Raw genomic sequence first — 18,683 nt, forward strand, 5'->3', positions numbered from 1 at the left:
ACATACATGTCCAATAAACCATTGAATATTCATAACAACTTCCTTCCTATACTTTATGGGTTAATCGTTGGTAATGCTTATAGATAAAAGAAAATTTACCACGCGCATTTTTCTTCCACGGCTTATCTTTGCCACAATAATGCAAAAAGACCGTATTTTGCACAATCCAATCTGCATCAATCAGACCAGCCGTTTTCGCATAATAATAAGCATGATAACGCGCATCAAAGTTATAAATCTCATCTGCGACTAATAAAATTTGATGCCCATATAACGCATTTAAAACATCTTGGTCAGGTAAAAATAATAACGGCCCATTTGAAGCTATGTAATTCATTATGTCTTCTCGCTTGACAGTTTGACGTATTTGCTCAAGATTCATTAACAACACGCCAGAATTAACATAAGAAGTCGCCTCAAAATTACCCAATCTAGCCTTATTAATTAAATCACGAATATTTGAATCCGCAATATGACTCGCCGCTGCATATAAAAAATCATCCAGTTTCATTTCATAAATCGTGGAAATATCGTTTAGACATAAAATATCAGCGTCAATATATAAAACTTTATCCAAATCTTGTGGTAAATATTCATGCGCTAACAACCGATAATAAATCGTTTCTGGATAACGTTTACTAGTTGGTGCGTCTTGGAATTCATCCTTTCCAATAATGACAGGATAGTAAGTAACACCTAATCTTTTGCAAAAATCAAATATTTCATCATTACGTGCTAAAGCTTCTTTTTGCAAAACATAAACTGAGAATGCTTGAACGTTTGAATTATGCACAATCGAAAATAAGGTTACTTTCCATTGGTCCACATAAGTATCATCGATTGAAAAAAGTAAATTCATCACTGCACCTCTCTTCACTTTTCCATGATAACCAAAAAATCACAAAAAAACAACTATCCACCCTAATCCTAGCGCAAAGTAATTCGCTATTTATTTTTCCACAGGTTAAGAAGTGAAATTTTGTGGCTTTCTTTAACAATCCTAATTTAACAGGATTTTTGAAATAAATACACTTAGCAATTTCTGGAAAAATGTGTTTTTTCATCTTTAAAATGTTTCACATCGCGTGTAACAGAGAAACAAGTTTCACAACCGACTATTGATATTAGTCAATATTGAGCCCCTGAACTATCTTCCTAAAAAAATACAGCCCCTTGAAATCAAAGAGCTGTATCTAAAACTTTAAATTATCAATTATCTTTGAGCATAAGCCGCTGATTGGTTACCTGCTTGGCGACCGAAAATGACGATATCAGCCACAGCATTCCCACCAATACGGTTATTACCATGTAAACCACCAGTGACTTCACCCGCAGCATAAAGACCAGGAATCACTTCACCTTTAGTATTAATTACTTCGGTGTTCGTGTTAATCTTCACACCACCCATTGTATGGTGAATACCAGGGGCAATTTGAATCGCATAGTAAGGCGCTTTGGTTAAATCATAATCCATAGCTGTAGAACGACCAAATTCTGGATCTTTCTTATTAGCGACATCTTGGTTCCATGAATCTAGCGTTTGTTTCAACGTATCAGCAGGAACTTTAATCTTCTTAGCTAATTCTTCAATGGTCTTACCTTCAACCACGACACCTTTAGATTTATAGAAGTCAATTTGTTTCGCGCGACTAGCTAAAGCATCATCAAATACGATGTAGGCATATTGTTCTGGTAAAGCGGAAATAGCTGCTGAGACTTTATCACGTGTTTCTAATTCGTTGAAGAATCGTTTTCCTTGTTGATTCACTAAGATACCACCTTCACCACGAACCGTTTCAGAAACCAACATACCATCTTTTTGAACAACTGTTGGATGCACTTGGATTTGATCCATAGCGACTAATTGACCACCTAGTTTTTCAATCATCTTGATACCGTCACCTGTGCTACCTTTAGCGTTAGTACTTACATAGCCTTTCAAATCTGGACGATATTTCACAATCATTTTTTCATTGCCACCAAATCCACCAGTCGTTACCACAACCGCTTTAGAAGAAATATTCTTTTTCTTTTCTCCTTGAATTTGGACAGTAACACCAGAAACTTTACCATCTTTTTCATTGATTTTTGTTACATCCGCATTTAAGAATACAGGAATTTTACGATCTAAAACATTTTTTGTTAGGCCTTTAACTAAGTAGCCACCAACGGCCGAACCATCAGCTGGACGGTGAATACGTTTGACACTTGCCCCACCACTATAACTGATATTGTTCAAAGTGATACCCATGCTATCTAACCAATCAATCGCATCGGCTGAATGATCCACAAAGTAGCGTAACAATTCTTTATCATTGGTTCCACCGCCACCTTTTAATGTGTCGTTGAAGAACGTATCATTGCTATCTTGAATGCCTTGTTCTTTTTGGAATTTAGTTTCAGAAGCATTCATCCCACCAGAAGATTTTGTTGTATTTCCCCCAACTACTGGCATTTTTTCAAAGATGACTGGATTGGCGCCAGCTTCTTTGGCTTGGATAGCAGCTGACATCCCTGCACCACCTGCACCTACGATAATCACATCATAGCTATCCTTTAATTCTTTAGGATCCGTGAATTCTTGTTTTTGAGAAGCACCGGATGCAACTTCTGAACTAGAAGCAGTTGTTTTGCTAGTTGAAGTTGAACTTTCTGTCTTATTTGATGATGAACCACAGCCAACTAATAATAACGCTGCTGAAGCCACCAAAAGACTACTTAACACTTTTTTCATGTTAAACCCTCCATACATTAGTTACGCTATGATTATACAACATTTCACAAACTTTGAAAAGGGCTTTCTTGAAACGTTTTAACAAAAATAAAAACAGTGAATATTTAATGAAAACACAGATAATTATATAACATATTGTTATGTATCGGTTATTCATCCTTATTAAATCAACTTTTATAAATAGCATAATGAAACAAAATAAACGTGATAAGTTTGCAGCACGATTATTTAAAAATAAACAGAAAAAACAATTAAAAATTTTGAACTACAATCAATCCAAAGAATAAAATGACACTTGTATGTGAAATTAAAGGCAAAAAAAGTGGACAGCTTTTATTTTTTCAGCTATCCACTTGATACATTTATTCACTTAAAGGTTGTGCGGCTAAATAATCTTCCTCGCTTACCTTTTCTAACCATTCATTGCTGGTATCTTCCCCTGGTACGGCCATTGCAAGATGAGAAAACCAATGATCTTTGGTAGCACCATGCCAATGCTTCACACCTGCTGGAATATTGACACAATCACCCGAATGCATCACCACGGCTTCTTTTCCTTCTTCTTGATAAATGCCGATACCACCAACACATATCAACATCTGACCACCACCAGATTTAGCATGATGGATATGCCAGTTATTACGACAACCAGGCTCAAAAGTGACATTGTGTACGGGAATTTGTTCATCTGTGATACTTGCTAAATAGCTTTGACCAGTAAAATATTGCGCATAATCATCATTAGGCTCACCAATTGGAAAAATCATACTTGCTTGATGTTGGACTTTGGCTTCTTCACTTGTAGCTTGTTCAGACCAAACTTCTTTAGCCAAACGAAAAACCGCCCATGCTTTTGGCCATCCTGCATAAAAAGCAACATGAGTCACAGCCGCCACAATTTCTTCTTTACTGACCCCGTGATTTTTCGCATTTTCTAGATGATAGGTTAATGAAGAATCCGTTATTCCTTGAGCCATCAACGTTACCACTGTTAATAAACAACGCGTTTTAAGATCAATTCCTGGGATATTCCAGTTTTCACCAAATAATACATCATCATTAAAATGAGCAAAATCTGGCGCAAAATCCCCTAATTGTTTTCTACCAGCATCTTGAGTTATTTTTTGATTCATTTTTTGACACTTCCTAATTGTTGATATTGTTTTATTGCTATTTTCAAACAGTTCAATCCATCAATCAGCTGAGATTTTGGACAAGCATAATTCAAACGTAAGAAAGACTGGACTTACGATCAATTATTTTATCGAAATCATAATGCATTATAATTTACCACCATAAACCGGGAAGAAACTAGCTTCACCATAATCTTGAATTTTATCAATCGCCATCAATTCTTTCATATCTTCTTGACTAATTTCAAAATATAAATCTGCATTTTCGCGCATATGATCTGGATTCGCCGTTTTTGGTAAGACAATCATATCTAGTTGAATACAATAGCGAATACATAGTTGCGCCACAGAAACACCATATTTTTTAGCCATCGCCACAATTTTAGGATTTTTCAAGGCTTCTCCATGCGCAACAGGTGAATAAGCTTCGACTGCGATACCTTCATTTTGACAATATTGAATTAAATCAAGTGGTGTATTTGAAATATGAGCTAATATCTGATTCACTTGTGGCTTAATTCTGGCTGTTTTTAAAATATTTTGCACATCTTCTTCTAAAAAGTTTGAAACCCCGATAGCTCTTAATTTACCTGCTTCAAGGGCATCTTCAAGTGCACGCCAAACTTCTTGATTTTCTTTTTTATAACGATTTTCTGACTGATTGACTTCCTTCCAAGGTTGTGGACTATGAATAATCATCATATCCAAATAATCCATCCTCATTAATTTAAGGGTATCATCAATTGATTTTGCCGCACTTTCATAAGATTTATGTTCAGCTGCTACTTTTGATGTGATAAAGATTTCGTCACGAGGAATACCTGATTGACGAATCCCTTCGCCTACTCCACGTTCATTGCCATATGCTTGAGCAGTATCGATATGACGATAACCCATTTGCAATGCAGATTTCACCGCATCTGTTACCTTATCATCATCAATCAGCCAAGTTCCCAAAGCTAGTTGCGGAATTACAACACCATTATTTAATTTCATACTTTTGTTAAACATTGATTTTCTCACCTTTCGTATTCATAATCTTCACTTGATTAAAATCAATCAATTCATCATCTAAAATAAGTTCATCAACACTTGCTGCTTGAATATTTGCTTTAAGCGGATTTTTAATACTATCAACCTTTGTAGTAATTGTTGCTTCAGCTGTCGAATATTCAAAGGCCAAATCTGTATGTATTACCTTACAATTGATTAACTTCACATTATTCATGTAGCAAAGTCCTTGATTACTCTCAATCGTACAATTAATAAACGTCACATTTTTGGAATTTCAACCTAGATATTCACCTACGATTACCGCATTTTTCACAACAACGTTCTCACAGTTCAAAAACGCGTCTTTAGATATGATTTTTGCCCCATCAATTTCAATATCACTTGCACCATCAAAGGCATAATTGCCCATAATTGGTAAATCTGTTGCTTGAATATCACGGCAATTCATCGCAAAATAATCCCCGTTTACCGTAACCTGATTCAAAGTGATTTCGCGACAATTCCATAAAGTCTCTTGCGCATGTGCAAAATGGACATCTTCAAGTAAAATTTTACTTGCCCGGCGAAAGATTTTGGGGGCCTGAATCGAGCAATGATGCATCTGAATATTATGCGTGCACCAAATTCCCGAACGCGCGGTATCCAATAAAGTAACATGATGGGCCACCATATTTTGACAATACCACAATGGGTACTTCCACCTAAAAATATCGTTTTCTAGTACTAAATCAGCACTTTCTTTTAGCGGAGATTCCCCCCTCTTCAAAAACTGAATCGACCACTTTCAAATATTTGGACTTAAACAATACACGTTCACCAGTCAATAAAACCTCTCTTATTTCGTTCACCTTCATCACCTCACACCCAAAGTCTACACCTTAAACTTCACTTTAAGTCAATAGATAATTGGCAGAAAAAGTCAAAAAAAGAAGAATTTCATCCGTACACAAAATACTCAGAAATTCTTCAAGATTCTTATTCTATCCCCACTTGGAAAATTTGGCGGATATCTTCTTCAGTTAATTGAGAAAGAGAGGCCTCATCACCTTGCATAACTTGATCAAAGAGTTCACGCTTACTTTGTTGGAGCTCATAGATTTTTTCTTCAATCGTACCTTCTGTAATCAAACGCCATACTTCGACCACTTCTTTTTGTCCCATTCGATGGGCACGGCTTGTTGCTTGGTCTTCTACAGCTGGATTCCACCATAAATCATACAGAATCACCGTATTCGCCCCAGTTAAGTTCAAGCCCGTACCACCTGCTTTTAGCGAAATTAAAAAGACGGGTTTATCTCCTTGATTAAAGGCTTCTACCATTTCCATACGTTGCTTGCTCGGTGTGCTGCCATCTAATTTGAAGCATGGAATATCTAACTGCGCTAACTCTGCTTCGATTAAGTTCAACATACTAGCAAACTGCGAGAAAATTAAAATGCGGCGATTGTTTTCCAAAGCCTGAGTCAGTAATTCCTTCAACTGCTCTAATTTTCCAGACTCCCCATGAAAATCATCTAAATAAAGCTGCGGCGAACAACAAATCTGTCTTAAGCGAGTTAGACCAGCTAAAATGCTAATGCGATTCTTTTTAAACTCGTCACTATTCATTTGGGCTAACGTTTTTTGAATTTGTTCTAACTGTGCTAGATAGATTTCTTTTTGCTCTTTGCTTAATTCATTGAAATAATTTGTCTCAATTCGTTCTGGCAAATCAAGCAAGACTTCTTCTTTCGTCCGTCTTAACACAAATGGCTGAATCATCTGAGCAATTAATTCGGTTGGGAATTTCTTAAACTTCGCCTTACTTGGGAAAAATCCCGGAATAATCACTTGAAAAATTGACCATAATTCTTCAAGTCTATTTTCCACTGGCGTGCCACTGAGCGCAAACCGTTTTGGAATCGTTAATTTTCGCAAAGCCTGAGCCGTTTTGGTTTGACTATTTTTCACCATCTGCGCTTCGTCTAAAATCAACACTTGATAGTCTATTTTGGCATGTAATTTTTCATCTTGACGGAAACTTTGATAGCTTGTCACATACACATCCGCTTCTGTCGCGAGTTGTTCGGCCCGTTTATCTTTCCCACCATTTACGACTTGCACTTTTAACTCAGGTGCAAACTGCTTACACTCTTGATACCAATTATAAACAAGGCTGGCTGGTACGATAATTAAAGCCTTCATTGATGGATCATTTTGCTTTTCAGATAACAGATAAGTAATCGTCTGAATCGTTTTTCCTAGACCCATTTCATCCGCCAAAATCCCCCCAAGCTGATAATCACTTAACATCTTCAACCATCGAAATCCCGTTAATTGGTAAGGACGTAAACTAGCATTTAATCCACTTGGTAAATCCACCGGATAGTCTTGTGGATGGGTTAAATGTTGAACAAAAGTTGTAAAGTCTTGGTTGACCTCGATTTGCTCATTTTCTAATTGGGCTAACTGTCCACCGCGATATAAGGGCATCTGGAATTGGTTAGCTTTTTGTTCACTGACTTGCCGAATCAAGGACAATGACTCACTTGCTTTTTGGAACTCCTCTTGAGACAAATCAAGCAAGCGGCCATCATTTAATCGCACAAAATCCGCATTCTTACTTAAAGCAACTAAAGCACGCTCGACATCTTCTAGCTCAATGCCATCCACTTCAAAAGATACATCTAGAAAGCCACCATTTTTAATAATCGATAATTTTGGCTTATACTGCTCCTGATTAACAAACATTTCTTGAAGTTTTTCATCTAAAATCACTTCACCGAATTGGGCAAATTGCGTCAGTGTATATTTTAAGAAATGATAGAAGTCTTCATCACGAGAAATCGATAATTGATAACTAGCCTCTTTTTCGACAAATTGATTAGCCAAAATAAACTGTTCGATACGATTTTCCTGATCGATATCACGAATTAACTGATTGGCTTGGTCAGCATTTTGGCGATAAGCTGATTTTTTCGCAAGCACGATATCACCATATTGCAACGTCAAGTCTAACTGGACCCCAAATCTTACCTCAGAAAAATAAAAATTCGGAACTAATGGCGCAACAATCATATTTTCTGTCAAAGTCGGATCAATATCCACAACCGCAAATTTTTGAATTACTGGTAAATATTTAGATAAGAAAGCATTTGCCTCTTGTAAGGAGAAACGAAAGATTGAATCAAAACCGTAAATCAACCTATCAAACTGCCACGTCACATAACGATATAATTTTTGTTGAAAGTCAGAATAAGCGTCATATAACAAAATAGACTGATAATCCAAACGATATAGTTGTCCCTCAATCACCGCGCACAAATACGTAAAGTCAGTCATTTCAATAGCATCTTCGAAAAATAATGATACTTGATTTTCATCGACCTTTTGGATATGACAAGTAATAAATGAATCCAAATCAGCTGGCATGGAATGAAATTGTGTAAATTCTCGATTATCTACAGTGATTTTTAGTAAATGATTTGGGAATTTTTCTAACAGCTCGTCCATTGTCGTACTATCTAACACAACTTCTTTCTCTTGACTTTGTTCGCGATAATCCACATAGTTTAAATGTCCTAAATGAGAAGCCATCAACCATTGAATCAACGCAAAGTCCTCTTTTGAAAAACACTCTGGGGCAACTGCTATCGATACTTTAGGCGTCAACTTGTAGTGATCTGTATAATAGCACTTATTTAAAAATTCGTGAATATTTTTTATCAAGTAATTACGCTTTCCATTATTGACATACAGTCTTAAATAAAAGGCAGCTTGCCCTGATTTTTGAGCATAATCGAGCTGATAATAAAGTTTAAGTGGCTGTAATTGTTCTGGACTTACGGAAACTAAAAAATGATTTTGCAGACTATCCATGAATTGTGATAAAGCATCGACTTTGGCAGCTTCGATTTTCTTTTCATTTTCCTCATCGTGCAGCTCTACATAAGCATCCTCCCACGAAATCGGCAAGCCTACTTCTGCCCTTAAAGCCATGGTATGCTCACAAGCACCGTATTTCCCAAACGTCTGACATTGACAACTATCACTTCTAACAGACCCCATACTAACCTTTGTCTTGAGGATAACAAAATCATGATAAAATTCTCCATAATAGAAACCTCTACTACGATAATCACGTAAATTAATGAGACTATGCTGGTTTATTAATACTCTACCTTCTTTAAAAATAGTTTGATATTGCGCTTTATTCATCTTATTCCTCACAGCATTTTATTCATAGTTTGAGCATATCATTAATTCAATGATGATACAACAAAAAACACGAGCCTGATTTTGACTCGTGCATCTGATTATTCATGTTCTGTACTTTGGCTCAAAGCAACATTTTGATTGACTTCTTCGACCACATGATTGATTTGATGTTGTAATGCCTTGACGAATCCCCTCTTCATCAAATGGCATATTCACCGCATAAAAATTGGACTGAAACTCAGGTAATTGCGTTTGAACTTCTTGGGTTAAACGTTCTTTATTACGACTTGTTCCGACGACTTGGTAACCCGCCTTTAATCCAGCTAAAACGATTTGTAAACCAATACCTTTAGAAGCACCAGTTACAACTAAAACTTTTTTCTCCATCCGTTTTCCCCTATTCCTATTTGTTATCAAAACTATTTTTATCGTACTGAAGGAAAGAAGGATTGTTAAAAATGCTATTTCTTGTTCTAAGGTATCTCTTAATAAATTCTTAAATAATTTTATGAATAAAATGTCTTGGTAGCAAAAAAAGTTTCCTAAAAGATACCTACTGCCTTTAAAGTGCCTACTTCACAAATTATACAACACGCCGTACACTTTACACGTAAAACGAAAACACAAAAGAAAAGAGGAAAAGTTTATGAGTATGCAAGATTATCGAATTGACCCTAAAAATGGTTTAGAATTTGGCCTTTATTCCTTAGGTGACCATATGCCAGATGCCCTAACCGGAGAAAGGATTTCAGCCAAAGAACGTGTCGACCAAATTGTCCAAGAAGCTGTCTTAACCGAACAAGCAGGCCTTGATTTTTTCAGTATTGGTGAGAGCCATCAAAAATACTTTGTTGGACAGGCCCACGCCGTCATGTTAGGTGCAGTCAGTCAAGCCACTAAAAAAATTAAAATTGGTTCAGCTGCTACCATCGTTTCTACTTCTGATCCCGTCCGTATTTATGAAAACTTTGCGACATTAGATTTACTTTCAAATGGACGCGCAGAGATTATTGGTGGACGCGCATCACGTGTAGGATTGTTTGAATTACTAGGCTATGATTTAAAAGACTATGAAGAACTATTTGAAGAAAAATTTGAACTCCTACTAAAAATCAATCAAGAGAAATTCGTCACCTGGGAAGGCAATTTCCGCGCACCATTAAAGAATGCAGAAGTCTTACCACGACCATTAAACGATAAGATGCCCATTTGGCGAGCAGTCGGTGGTCCTGCAGAAAGTGCCATTAAAGCTGGCCGTCAAGGTGTTCCAATGGCCATTGCAATGCTAGGCGGTCCGGTAAGTATCTTCAAACGTTCAGTCATGGCTTATCGTGAAAGTTTGGCCATCAATGGCTATAACCCAGATGATTTCCCAGTAGCAACTACCGGACTTTTCTATGCAGCCAAAGATAGTCAAACAGCTTTACGCGAATTTTATCCATATGTCAATAAAGGAATTGAAATCGCGAATGGTACTGGCTTTAACAAACGCTTATTTGCCAATGGTGCGCATCCTAAAGACGTAATGGCTATCGGTAGTCCGCAACAGATTATTGAAAAAATTCTCTATCAATATGAAGAATTCGGTCATCAACGTTACATGGCTCAAATCGATTTTGGTGGCATGCCATTTAAGAAAGTCATGGAAAATATTGAAATGATTGGTACGACCATTCTACCAGCCGTCAAAAAATATACAAAGGAGAAATAAACGATGAAAGTTGTAACCTTATCAAGTGCAACAATCGGTAGTAAGACTGCCATTGCCATTCAAAAAACCACAGATTATCTCAAACAAAAATTTCCGGAAGCTGAAGTCGAAATGATTGATCTTCGCGAAAAAGATTTAGTCTTTAGCGATGGCCGTAATTACTTAGAATACACTGGTGACACACTCGAAGTAGCCAGTAAATTAATGCAAGCTGATGCGATTATCATTGGCACACCTATCTTTCAAGCTTCAATTCCAGGTTCATTAAAAAATATATTTGACTTATTACCGGAAAAAGCCTTGCGTGATAAAGTAGTCAGTATTGTAGTCACAGCTGGTTCTAGCAAGCACTATCTCGTCCCTGAAATGCAACTAAAACCAATATTATCGTATATGAAAGCTCAAGTCTTGCCTGAGATTGTCTTTATTGAAGGACAAGATTTTAACCGCCATGAAATCGAAAATATCGATATTCATTTTAGACTCGAAAAACTAGTAGAAGATACCGTCTTAATGACAGAAGTATACCAAGAATTTAAACAAAAACAAGAAGCGTTGCTATTTTGACAGACTATCGCTAAATAATAAAAGAGCCATCCTAGGACAAACTTTCCTTGGATGGCATTTTTGTTTATACGCTAGATTGATTTTCTAAATCTATACAAACTGACTAGCTAATTTAGGTTTTATCTATTCATTTTCTATGTTTCATTTAATCAATTAGAAACCTTCCGAAAAGAGCCAAAATAATCCATTCATCGATATTTTCATAATCATTGTAATGGCTGTACTAAGTCCAATAAACGATCAATATAGCTTTTATCGTGTCCTAATTCATTTTTGGTTTGATTTGTTGTCTTTAATTCATCCGTGATTAACCCATCAATTGGGGTTTGTAAATAATAGCGGATCTTATCAGGCGAATTGATTGTCCATACGAATAATTTTTTATTCATTTGATGAACCTCTTCTGCTAACTGAGGACGATAGGAGAAATCCTCGATAGCATAAAAATCTACTGGTTCATTCGGCAGTTTTCCAAACTGAATTGGAATAACATACCCTGTATCTAAGTCAGGATCTAATTTTTCTACAGCAAGAATCGTAGGAAGATCCAGCGACATAATTTTAACTTGATTTTCCATTCCACTTTTCTTAAGCTCATTTACAAAGCGAATAACATAGCTACTGTCCTCGTTTCCAGTAGGTTTTAATTCTAAAATCAAATGCATATGTAACTGCTTCGCGATTTTCAAATAATCTTTCATGCTTACAATCTTACTTGTATGTCCATCTTGTTTGATTTTTAAGCCGATTACTTTATTAGCAGGTAAATCAGACACTTTTTTATCTAGACCAGCCAAACGTTTTAAATCATTATCGTGCATGACTACAAACTGATGGTCTTTTGTATAAAGTAAATCCAATTCAACATAATTTGCCTTCATTTTTTTAGCGGCTCTCAATCCTTCTACTGAATTTTCAACCGCCTTAGCTACATAGCCACGATGACCGACAATTTCAATTTTTGGATTATATTCTAGCGTTGCCAATTGATTGGTTTCACCTAAATAAAAACTTGCAAAAACCATAAATAATAAGGCCAAACTTGCAAATTTGCGTTTCTTTTGGACATTATGTAAAGGTAAATTATTGCTAAACGATTGCATATTTTGAATCAGTAAATGAAAAATACCAATTTTTACAAATAAATTGGTGGCAAAGATACATCCATTAATCAAAGTCAATAATAAACTTTCTAAGAATAGATTACTGCCGTTATTATCTAAAATTAAGGCTAAAACTATAGATAATAAAAACACAGGCAATAATATGAGCAGTAATACAAATTCAATCAATGTAAAACTTAAGAAAAATTCAATTAATTTACCTTTTGTCATTTGCCAACTTCGCTTATAAATTTGTGGGAAATTCAAATCAGTCAGTGTAAATAATGGAACTACAAATAAAAAACGAAAGGCTAAATAAATCAATGTCAAGCCCCCAACAAATAGTAAAACTGCACTAGTTGGTGACTTACTCCATTCACCTGTAATAAAATCCGGAATGTATAGTTCGTTTGTCAAAGTAGTAGATAAACCTAAATTGGCAATCGGAATTCCTAAAATAACATATACTAAAAAATACAATCCGTTGAATATATTTTGCTTATTCAACTTTAAATGCGTTGGATGAAATAATTCTTTCCATGCTATTTTTTTCTGGTTGCTTGCCCCTAGAATCATTAAGCAAAAAACTTGGTATTCAAGAAATAATAATACTACCAGCAATATTAAATAAACAATTAAACTAATAAACCCAATTGGATTCAAGAGTATCTGAATAATATTTGTGTTATTCAAATTATCCTGTCCTGTCATCAACAATACAAAGCCAAAGATTCTTCTAAGTATAAAGCTTCCCGCAACACCAAATATTAACTGGATTAAAATCCCTGTATACAAATAGCGCCATTTGTTCTTATTTAAATCTTTTAACGTCTCTTTTGCTTGTTTTAAAACACGTTGAATCATCTGTCTTCCCCCTTTTCATGCATTTTATTATAGTGAAAACGACCTTTGATTTCCAGTTTATTTTTCGATTGTAAATTATCATATTAGGTTATTTATTCGTGATGCTAATAAATTTGATAAAATATCATCATTCTGTTATGATGAAAAATGGAGGGGTTAGAAATGAACGAGATTATACTTTTAGTTTTACTACTATTTTTAGGAAGAGTGATTAATTCCAAACGACTTGAACGTTTTTTTTTCTTTAAAACTTTAGCTGTTTTTGCCGCAATGCTATTCTTTTCAACAACTGTATTTTTAATCCTAGTATTTGGACTTTTGCTCATCAGCCAATATATCGTAACACCACTTGGAAAGTCCCCCTTTATGACAATGTTTATGCTAATTTTGGTTTCAGGAGTCATTTTATATTTTCTAGTCAGTAAACTTGCAAATAAATGGCATATATCAATGACCATCTTCACCTTAATTGAACACTATATTCAATGGGGACTCATTTATATCACTTTGTATCAGGTGGCTGTTGATAATTTTATTAAAGGTACTGACATTGAAAAGTTAATCGAAGGGGGAGTCAGTAGTCCGGCCTATCTCATGCTCGCATTCTTACCATCATTTATTTCTGTATGGATTGCCACAATTATGTACAAACTTGAAAAACATGAAATGTAACTCATATCAATTATATCACTCACACTAATAGTACAGCTATCTTTTTTTGCAATATAAATATTTGACACAAAAGACTCACTAAGGTGTAATATCACAAAATAAATGATCTTACACCTAGGAGTCTATATTGTATTCATTATAAGTACAATCTATTCATCTGAATACTTCCTACTGTATTTCGTTCAAAAGTTTTGAAAAAATATCAATTTAACAAATAAGTATGGCGTATGCTAATATCAAAAAAGATACACGGAAAATCATAACTTTTGAAAGCTATTTAGTATTAATATACAATGAATTCACAAGCTAAAGTAAGAATCCCTCAAATACTTCATTCCCTAGAAAAAGTCCTTTTTTGGTTAGTTGAATATAGCCGTCATCCGTTTGATTGAGTAATCCTTTAGATACATAATTTTCAACAACAGAACCGTATATTTGATGGAAATCAACACCAAATTTCTCATTAAAGTGCGCAATGGAGACGCCTTGTGCTTTACGGAGTCCTAAAAACATCTCCTCTTCCATACGTGCTTTTTGATCTAAGGTTTCTTCAGAGAGAATGGGCAATTGTTGGTTTCGTAAAGGATTTAAATAATGTTGAATCGGTCCATGATTTTTATATCTTACTTTGTCGACATATCCACTAGCCCCAGCGCCGAAGCCAAAGTAGTACTCATTATTCCAGTAAACAAGGTTGTGCTGTGACTGAAAGCCTGGTTTAGCAAAGTTTGAAACTTCATACTGCTCATAACCTTTTTGACGCATCACATCCATCGCCAAGGCAAACATTCCCGCCTCTTCTTCCTGGCTAGGTAATTCTAATCGACCTTTGCGCACCCAATTCATAAACATCGTCTTATTTTCCAAAATCAAAGAATACATCGAGTAATGTGGCAAGTCATAACTAAGTGCTTGCTTTAAGGTCTCATCAAAATCTTGCTGCGTCTGACCTGGTAAAGCATAAATCAAATCAATACTCACATTATCAAAATGATTCTTCGCTAAAAAGTTCAGTGTATCATCCACATCTTTAACCGTATGCTTCCGACCAATTTTCTTTAGCAAGCGGTCATTAAAAGTCTGCACACCCATTGATAACCGATTGACCCCAAATTCTTGCATAATATGAAGTTTATTTTCTGTTAAATCTCCTGGGTTCGCTTCAACAGTAAATTCTTTGGTTGTCGTCACATCAAAATATTTGGTTACACTTGTTAATAAAGAACGTAACTGAGCATCATTTAAAGAAGTTGGCGTCCCTCCCCCAATGTAGATGGTTGGTGTTTGTTGTTGCGGATATTTTTCTAGCCATAATTTCATTTCCAAATCCAGTTTTTCTAGGTATTCATCTACGGGTTGTCCTTCATAAAAGACTTTATTAAAATCGCAATAATAACAGATATGCTCACAAAATGGAATATGAATATAACTTGAAATCGCCTCTAACATTTCCATCCCCCTTTCTTTCTCATTTTTGATATAATATACACAAGGAAGTGATTGTTATGGAAGAAAATGTACTCTTTAATCTCGGAAATCTCGTAGCCAGCAGTAAAGATGAAAAAGAATTAATCCGTATGGCACAAATTGCAAGCGGAAAAAATATCAAAGACGTTTCCCCTGCGACTTTGCCAGACGGATTTCTCATCATAAAAGTACCTGATAGCGAAGAATTTCAGCTAATCAATGTTCAAAAATCATGATTACTCTGCTAAGGCTGCAAAATAATCTCTTGTATCTTGCTCATCTTGATGGAGTTGTTGAATTAAACTCTCAGCTCCATCAAATTTGATTTGTTCACGAAGTAGATGTAACCAACGTACTTCCACAAATTCTCCATAAATTTCTTGATGAAAATCTAAAATATAGACCTCTACTGTTAATTTACGGCCTTCTCCAAACGTATCATTATGGCCAATCGATCCCATAGCGTGATGCCAGGTATTCCCGACTTTAAATTCACAAACATACACGCCTTCGATTGGTAAGCGCGTCGTTGGGGCAAAACGAATATTCGCTGTAGGAAATCCCAGTGTTCGGCCACGCGCATCGCCATGCATCACTGTTCCTTCTATCGTATAAGGATAGCCTAATAATTCATTGACTGCTTGCATATCGCCTTTTGCCAAAGCTTGGCGAATGGCAGTCGAACTAACCTTTTGTCCATGTTCGCTTAATTCAGGGACTTCGATTACTTCAAAGCGTTGGTTCGCTAATTGCGCTAAATCTGTCATCGTCGCTTTTCCTCGATAGCCAAATGTATAGTCAAATCCAGCCACAACTACTTTAGCATGTAACCCAATGATATATTGTTCGATAAATTCTTCGGGTGTTAATTTTGCAAAGGCAGAAGTGAAATCAACAACATATAATAAATCCACGCCAGCTTTCTCAAATAATTGCGCTTTTTGATGCATACTCGTTAAATAAGTCATCGTTTCTTTAGACATTTTTTGAAAAACGATGGATGGATGTTGATTAAAAGTCATCAGCGCCAGTTTTAGATTTTTTTCTTTTGCTAGTTTTTTTCCTTGTTCAATCACTGCTTGATGCCCACGATGTACCCCGTCAAAAAAACCGAGCACCAAAACAACTTCTTCCTTGATTACGCGTTCTTTTTCAAATGGATGTCTTAATTCAATGATATTCATAACTATTATTCCTTCATTTCTAATTGCGTTCTTAACATTTTTTGCGGCTTAAGCATATTCTTATCACTTGGACTGACTTCATAGATACTTAATACGCACTCGTTGTAATATAAAGCGATTGGACGATCTGGACATGTGTTAAAGCCAAATTGCCAATACGGAATCCGCATCCCATTCATCACTTTTTTGGTCAACTCTTCAGAAATATCAATGCGTGGAAAATCACGAACCCCATACTCAATGGGTAAAAGCAGCTTTTCTACCTCATTGTTTGCCATCGCTTGAGCTACTTGGTCTAAAGTTACGGCTTGCTCTTTGGTAAAACCTCCACTTTTTATCCGTGTTAAATCGGACATATGAGCCGCAAAACCTAATTTTTCACCTAAATCAACAGCTAGCGTACGGACATAAGTACCTTTGCCACAAGCTACCTGAAAACGCCATGATAGCGTGTGTTTTTGCGCATCAAAGACTGGTTCCGTGATTCTTTGAAAACGATAAATTTGAGCTTTTCTGACAGGTCTTTCAACAGTTTCGCCATTACGTGCATATTCATATAATCGCTTACCGTTCACTTTAACTGCTGAATACATCGGTGGAATTTGCGTAATCTCACCAATAAAAGTCTGCATTGTGCTATCAATCAATTCATTTGACAGAACTTTTTCAACGGGTGTTAAATCAACAATCTCCCCACTCGCATCCTCTGTCGTCGTCGAATAGCCTAGAGTAATTTCGCCTTCATATACTTTTCCAGAATCCGTCAAAAATTCAACAACCTTAGTCGCCCGTCCGATACAGATTGGTAAAATGCCATCAACATCAGGATCCAAAGTTCCGCTATGACCAATCTTTTTCATATGTAAAATTTTGCGTAACTTAAATACACAGTCATGACTCGTTAAGCCACGTTCTTTCCATAAAGGTAAAATGCCTTCCATGATTTCCTTCCTTTTCTATAAAATCACACTTCTCCATTTTATCCTACATATGGAATAAAAACAAGTTAACAAATCAGGCACAAAAAAACACCTCAATAGAATCCAAGGTGTGAAAATAAAAAATTAAATGGCGCTCTTGTTTTTTTCAGACAAAAGCACCATTTAATTTACTGCTATCCTTTTTCCAATCATTTAGATTACTTCTCCTATACAGAACTTCTCCTTTATTCACCCATATTTTAATGCGCTTAGCAAAATCTTGCAATAGCTCTTTTCTAATATGATAACAAGAAAGTTTACATATTGTTATTGTGCCTCAAAACTTAATGGATATCTTTGTGCTAAATCCTGTAAGTAGTTTTCCCATCTGTGTGCTATTTGTGACTCATCTTTACGAATACGACCACTATTTACCGCACCAATTAGCCCATGAATATATGCAAAGGCCTCAATAAAGAAGAATTTTTGTTCTTTATCTGTTAAGTTACGTTCAAATTCAAAAATCTCCGTCATAAAATAGGTTTTTAACTTTTCATTTACCTCTTTTGGATTACCACTCATATCTTGAAAACAGCTCTGATACCAATTTGGTTTCTTTAATGCATAGCGGATAAAAGATAAGGGGTAATTTATCATTTTACGGCTATCTTTTTTATGCTTGAGCTCCATATAATTATGACATCGTTGCCATAACTTAGTGACAATCGCATCTTTTAAATCATCCATATTCTCAAATTGCAAATAAATGGGTTGTGGGGAACAGCCTAATTCATTCGCAATTGCCCGAGCGGTCAAATGTTTAAAGTCTTGTTCAAAGATAACATTTAATCCAGCGTCGACAATCATTTCTTTCGTATAAGTTACTCTTTTCATAAATTTTTCTCTCCTTACATCCTGCCCGTATTGTACACCTTTGTACGTGAAAACGCAAACAGATAGCGTAATTATTGTTATAGAATTTTTTAATAATAGGCGAAGTTTACTCGTAAGCGCCCAATAACGAGGTATATTGAAAATCTCCAAAGTCACTCGACTTTGGAGATTCTTTTCTTTATTTACAATCTGCTTGTACAGTTTCTGACCATGGCAAATAAGC

The 18,683-nt window shown here is 35.7% G+C and carries 15 protein-coding genes and 1 pseudogene; 4 read left to right on the forward strand and 12 right to left on the reverse strand.

Translation table 11 applies throughout. The features are described 5' to 3' along the window. Window positions 1-46: 46 nt before the first annotated feature. The 7 genes and pseudogenes from ACTQZM_RS04890 to ACTQZM_RS04920 form a co-directional block, all read right to left on the reverse strand. The gene (locus tag ACTQZM_RS04890; RefSeq protein WP_441653074.1) at window positions 47-859 is read right to left on the reverse strand and encodes a glycosyltransferase family 8 protein; all 813 of its coding nucleotides are present in this window, start codon (window positions 857-859) and stop codon (window positions 47-49) included. A gap of 354 nt (window positions 860-1,213) precedes the next feature. Further along, window positions 1,214-2,734 (reverse strand): flavocytochrome c, encoded by a 1,521-nt coding sequence (locus ACTQZM_RS04895; protein ID WP_441653075.1) that lies wholly within the window; start codon window positions 2,732-2,734, stop codon window positions 1,214-1,216. Between the two features lie 362 nt (window positions 2,735-3,096). After that, entirely contained in the window at window positions 3,097-3,867 is a 771-nt protein-coding gene (locus tag ACTQZM_RS04900) for a carboxymuconolactone decarboxylase family protein (protein ID WP_441653076.1), read from the reverse strand. Between the two features lie 147 nt (window positions 3,868-4,014). After that, window positions 4,015-4,878, reverse strand: coding sequence for an aldo/keto reductase (locus ACTQZM_RS04905; protein WP_441653077.1), 864 nt, complete (start codon window positions 4,876-4,878; stop codon window positions 4,015-4,017). After that, window positions 4,871-5,729 (reverse strand): annotated as a pseudogene (locus ACTQZM_RS04910) (DUF3737 family protein). The gene ACTQZM_RS04905 and the pseudogene ACTQZM_RS04910 overlap by 8 nt, the downstream one beginning before the upstream one ends. Before the next feature lie 127 nt (window positions 5,730-5,856). Continuing rightward, on the reverse strand, window positions 5,857-9,078 hold the full coding sequence (locus ACTQZM_RS04915; protein WP_441653078.1) for a DEAD/DEAH box helicase: 3,222 nt from the start codon (window positions 9,076-9,078) through the stop codon (window positions 5,857-5,859). A gap of 102 nt (window positions 9,079-9,180) precedes the next feature. Further along, on the reverse strand, window positions 9,181-9,465 hold the full coding sequence (locus ACTQZM_RS04920) for an SDR family NAD(P)-dependent oxidoreductase (protein WP_441653079.1): 285 nt from the start codon (window positions 9,463-9,465) through the stop codon (window positions 9,181-9,183). A 259-nt stretch (window positions 9,466-9,724) separates the two neighbouring features. Here ACTQZM_RS04920 and ACTQZM_RS04925 point away from each other — a divergent pair, with 259 nt between their 5' ends. Beyond that, window positions 9,725-10,789, forward strand: a complete 1,065-nt coding sequence (locus ACTQZM_RS04925) for an LLM class flavin-dependent oxidoreductase (protein ID WP_349277630.1) — start codon at window positions 9,725-9,727, stop codon at window positions 10,787-10,789. Between the two features lie 3 nt (window positions 10,790-10,792). Further along, entirely contained in the window at window positions 10,793-11,356 is a 564-nt protein-coding gene (locus tag ACTQZM_RS04930) for an NADPH-dependent FMN reductase (protein ID WP_441653080.1), read from the forward strand. Between the two features lie 206 nt (window positions 11,357-11,562). Here ACTQZM_RS04930 and ACTQZM_RS04935 read toward each other — a convergent pair whose 3' ends face one another. After that, window positions 11,563-13,323 carry a glycerophosphodiester phosphodiesterase gene (locus tag ACTQZM_RS04935; RefSeq protein ID WP_248626180.1) on the reverse strand — a complete coding sequence of 587 codons (1,761 nt, stop codon included), beginning with the start codon at window positions 13,321-13,323 and terminating at the stop codon, window positions 11,563-11,565. A 162-nt stretch (window positions 13,324-13,485) separates the two neighbouring features. Between ACTQZM_RS04935 and ACTQZM_RS04940 the strand changes: the two genes are divergently transcribed. Further along, window positions 13,486-13,995, forward strand: coding sequence for an SA1002 family membrane protein (locus tag ACTQZM_RS04940; RefSeq protein ID WP_441653081.1), 510 nt, complete (start codon window positions 13,486-13,488; stop codon window positions 13,993-13,995). 306 nt (window positions 13,996-14,301) lie between these two features. Here ACTQZM_RS04940 and hemW read toward each other — a convergent pair whose 3' ends face one another. Continuing rightward, window positions 14,302-15,444 (reverse strand): radical SAM family heme chaperone HemW, encoded by a 1,143-nt coding sequence (hemW, locus tag ACTQZM_RS04945; protein ID WP_441653082.1) that lies wholly within the window; start codon window positions 15,442-15,444, stop codon window positions 14,302-14,304. Between the two features lie 56 nt (window positions 15,445-15,500). Between hemW and ACTQZM_RS04950 the strand changes: the two genes are divergently transcribed. Next, entirely contained in the window at window positions 15,501-15,698 is a 198-nt protein-coding gene (locus ACTQZM_RS04950) for a hypothetical protein (RefSeq protein ID WP_016252341.1), read from the forward strand. Here the strand turns inward: ACTQZM_RS04950 and ACTQZM_RS04955 are convergent, their stop codons facing one another. The 3 genes from ACTQZM_RS04955 to ACTQZM_RS04965 all read right to left on the reverse strand — a co-directional run bounded on the left by ACTQZM_RS04955 (window position 15,699) and on the right by ACTQZM_RS04965 (window position 18,460). Next, a complete protein-coding gene (locus ACTQZM_RS04955) occupies window positions 15,699-16,646 on the reverse strand; it encodes a bifunctional riboflavin kinase/FAD synthetase (RefSeq protein ID WP_441653083.1) in 948 nt (315 codons plus the stop codon). Between the two features lie 5 nt (window positions 16,647-16,651). Continuing rightward, the gene (gene truB / locus ACTQZM_RS04960) at window positions 16,652-17,587 is read right to left on the reverse strand and encodes a tRNA pseudouridine(55) synthase TruB (protein ID WP_441653084.1); all 936 of its coding nucleotides are present in this window, start codon (window positions 17,585-17,587) and stop codon (window positions 16,652-16,654) included. Between the two features lie 306 nt (window positions 17,588-17,893). Continuing rightward, a complete protein-coding gene (locus ACTQZM_RS04965) occupies window positions 17,894-18,460 on the reverse strand; it encodes a TetR/AcrR family transcriptional regulator (protein WP_441653085.1) in 567 nt (188 codons plus the stop codon). Window positions 18,461-18,683: the final 223 nt, after the last annotated feature.

Source organism: Enterococcus cecorum (assembly GCF_052119425.1).
Lineage (GTDB): Bacteria > Bacillota > Bacilli > Lactobacillales > Enterococcaceae > Enterococcus_E > Enterococcus_E cecorum_C.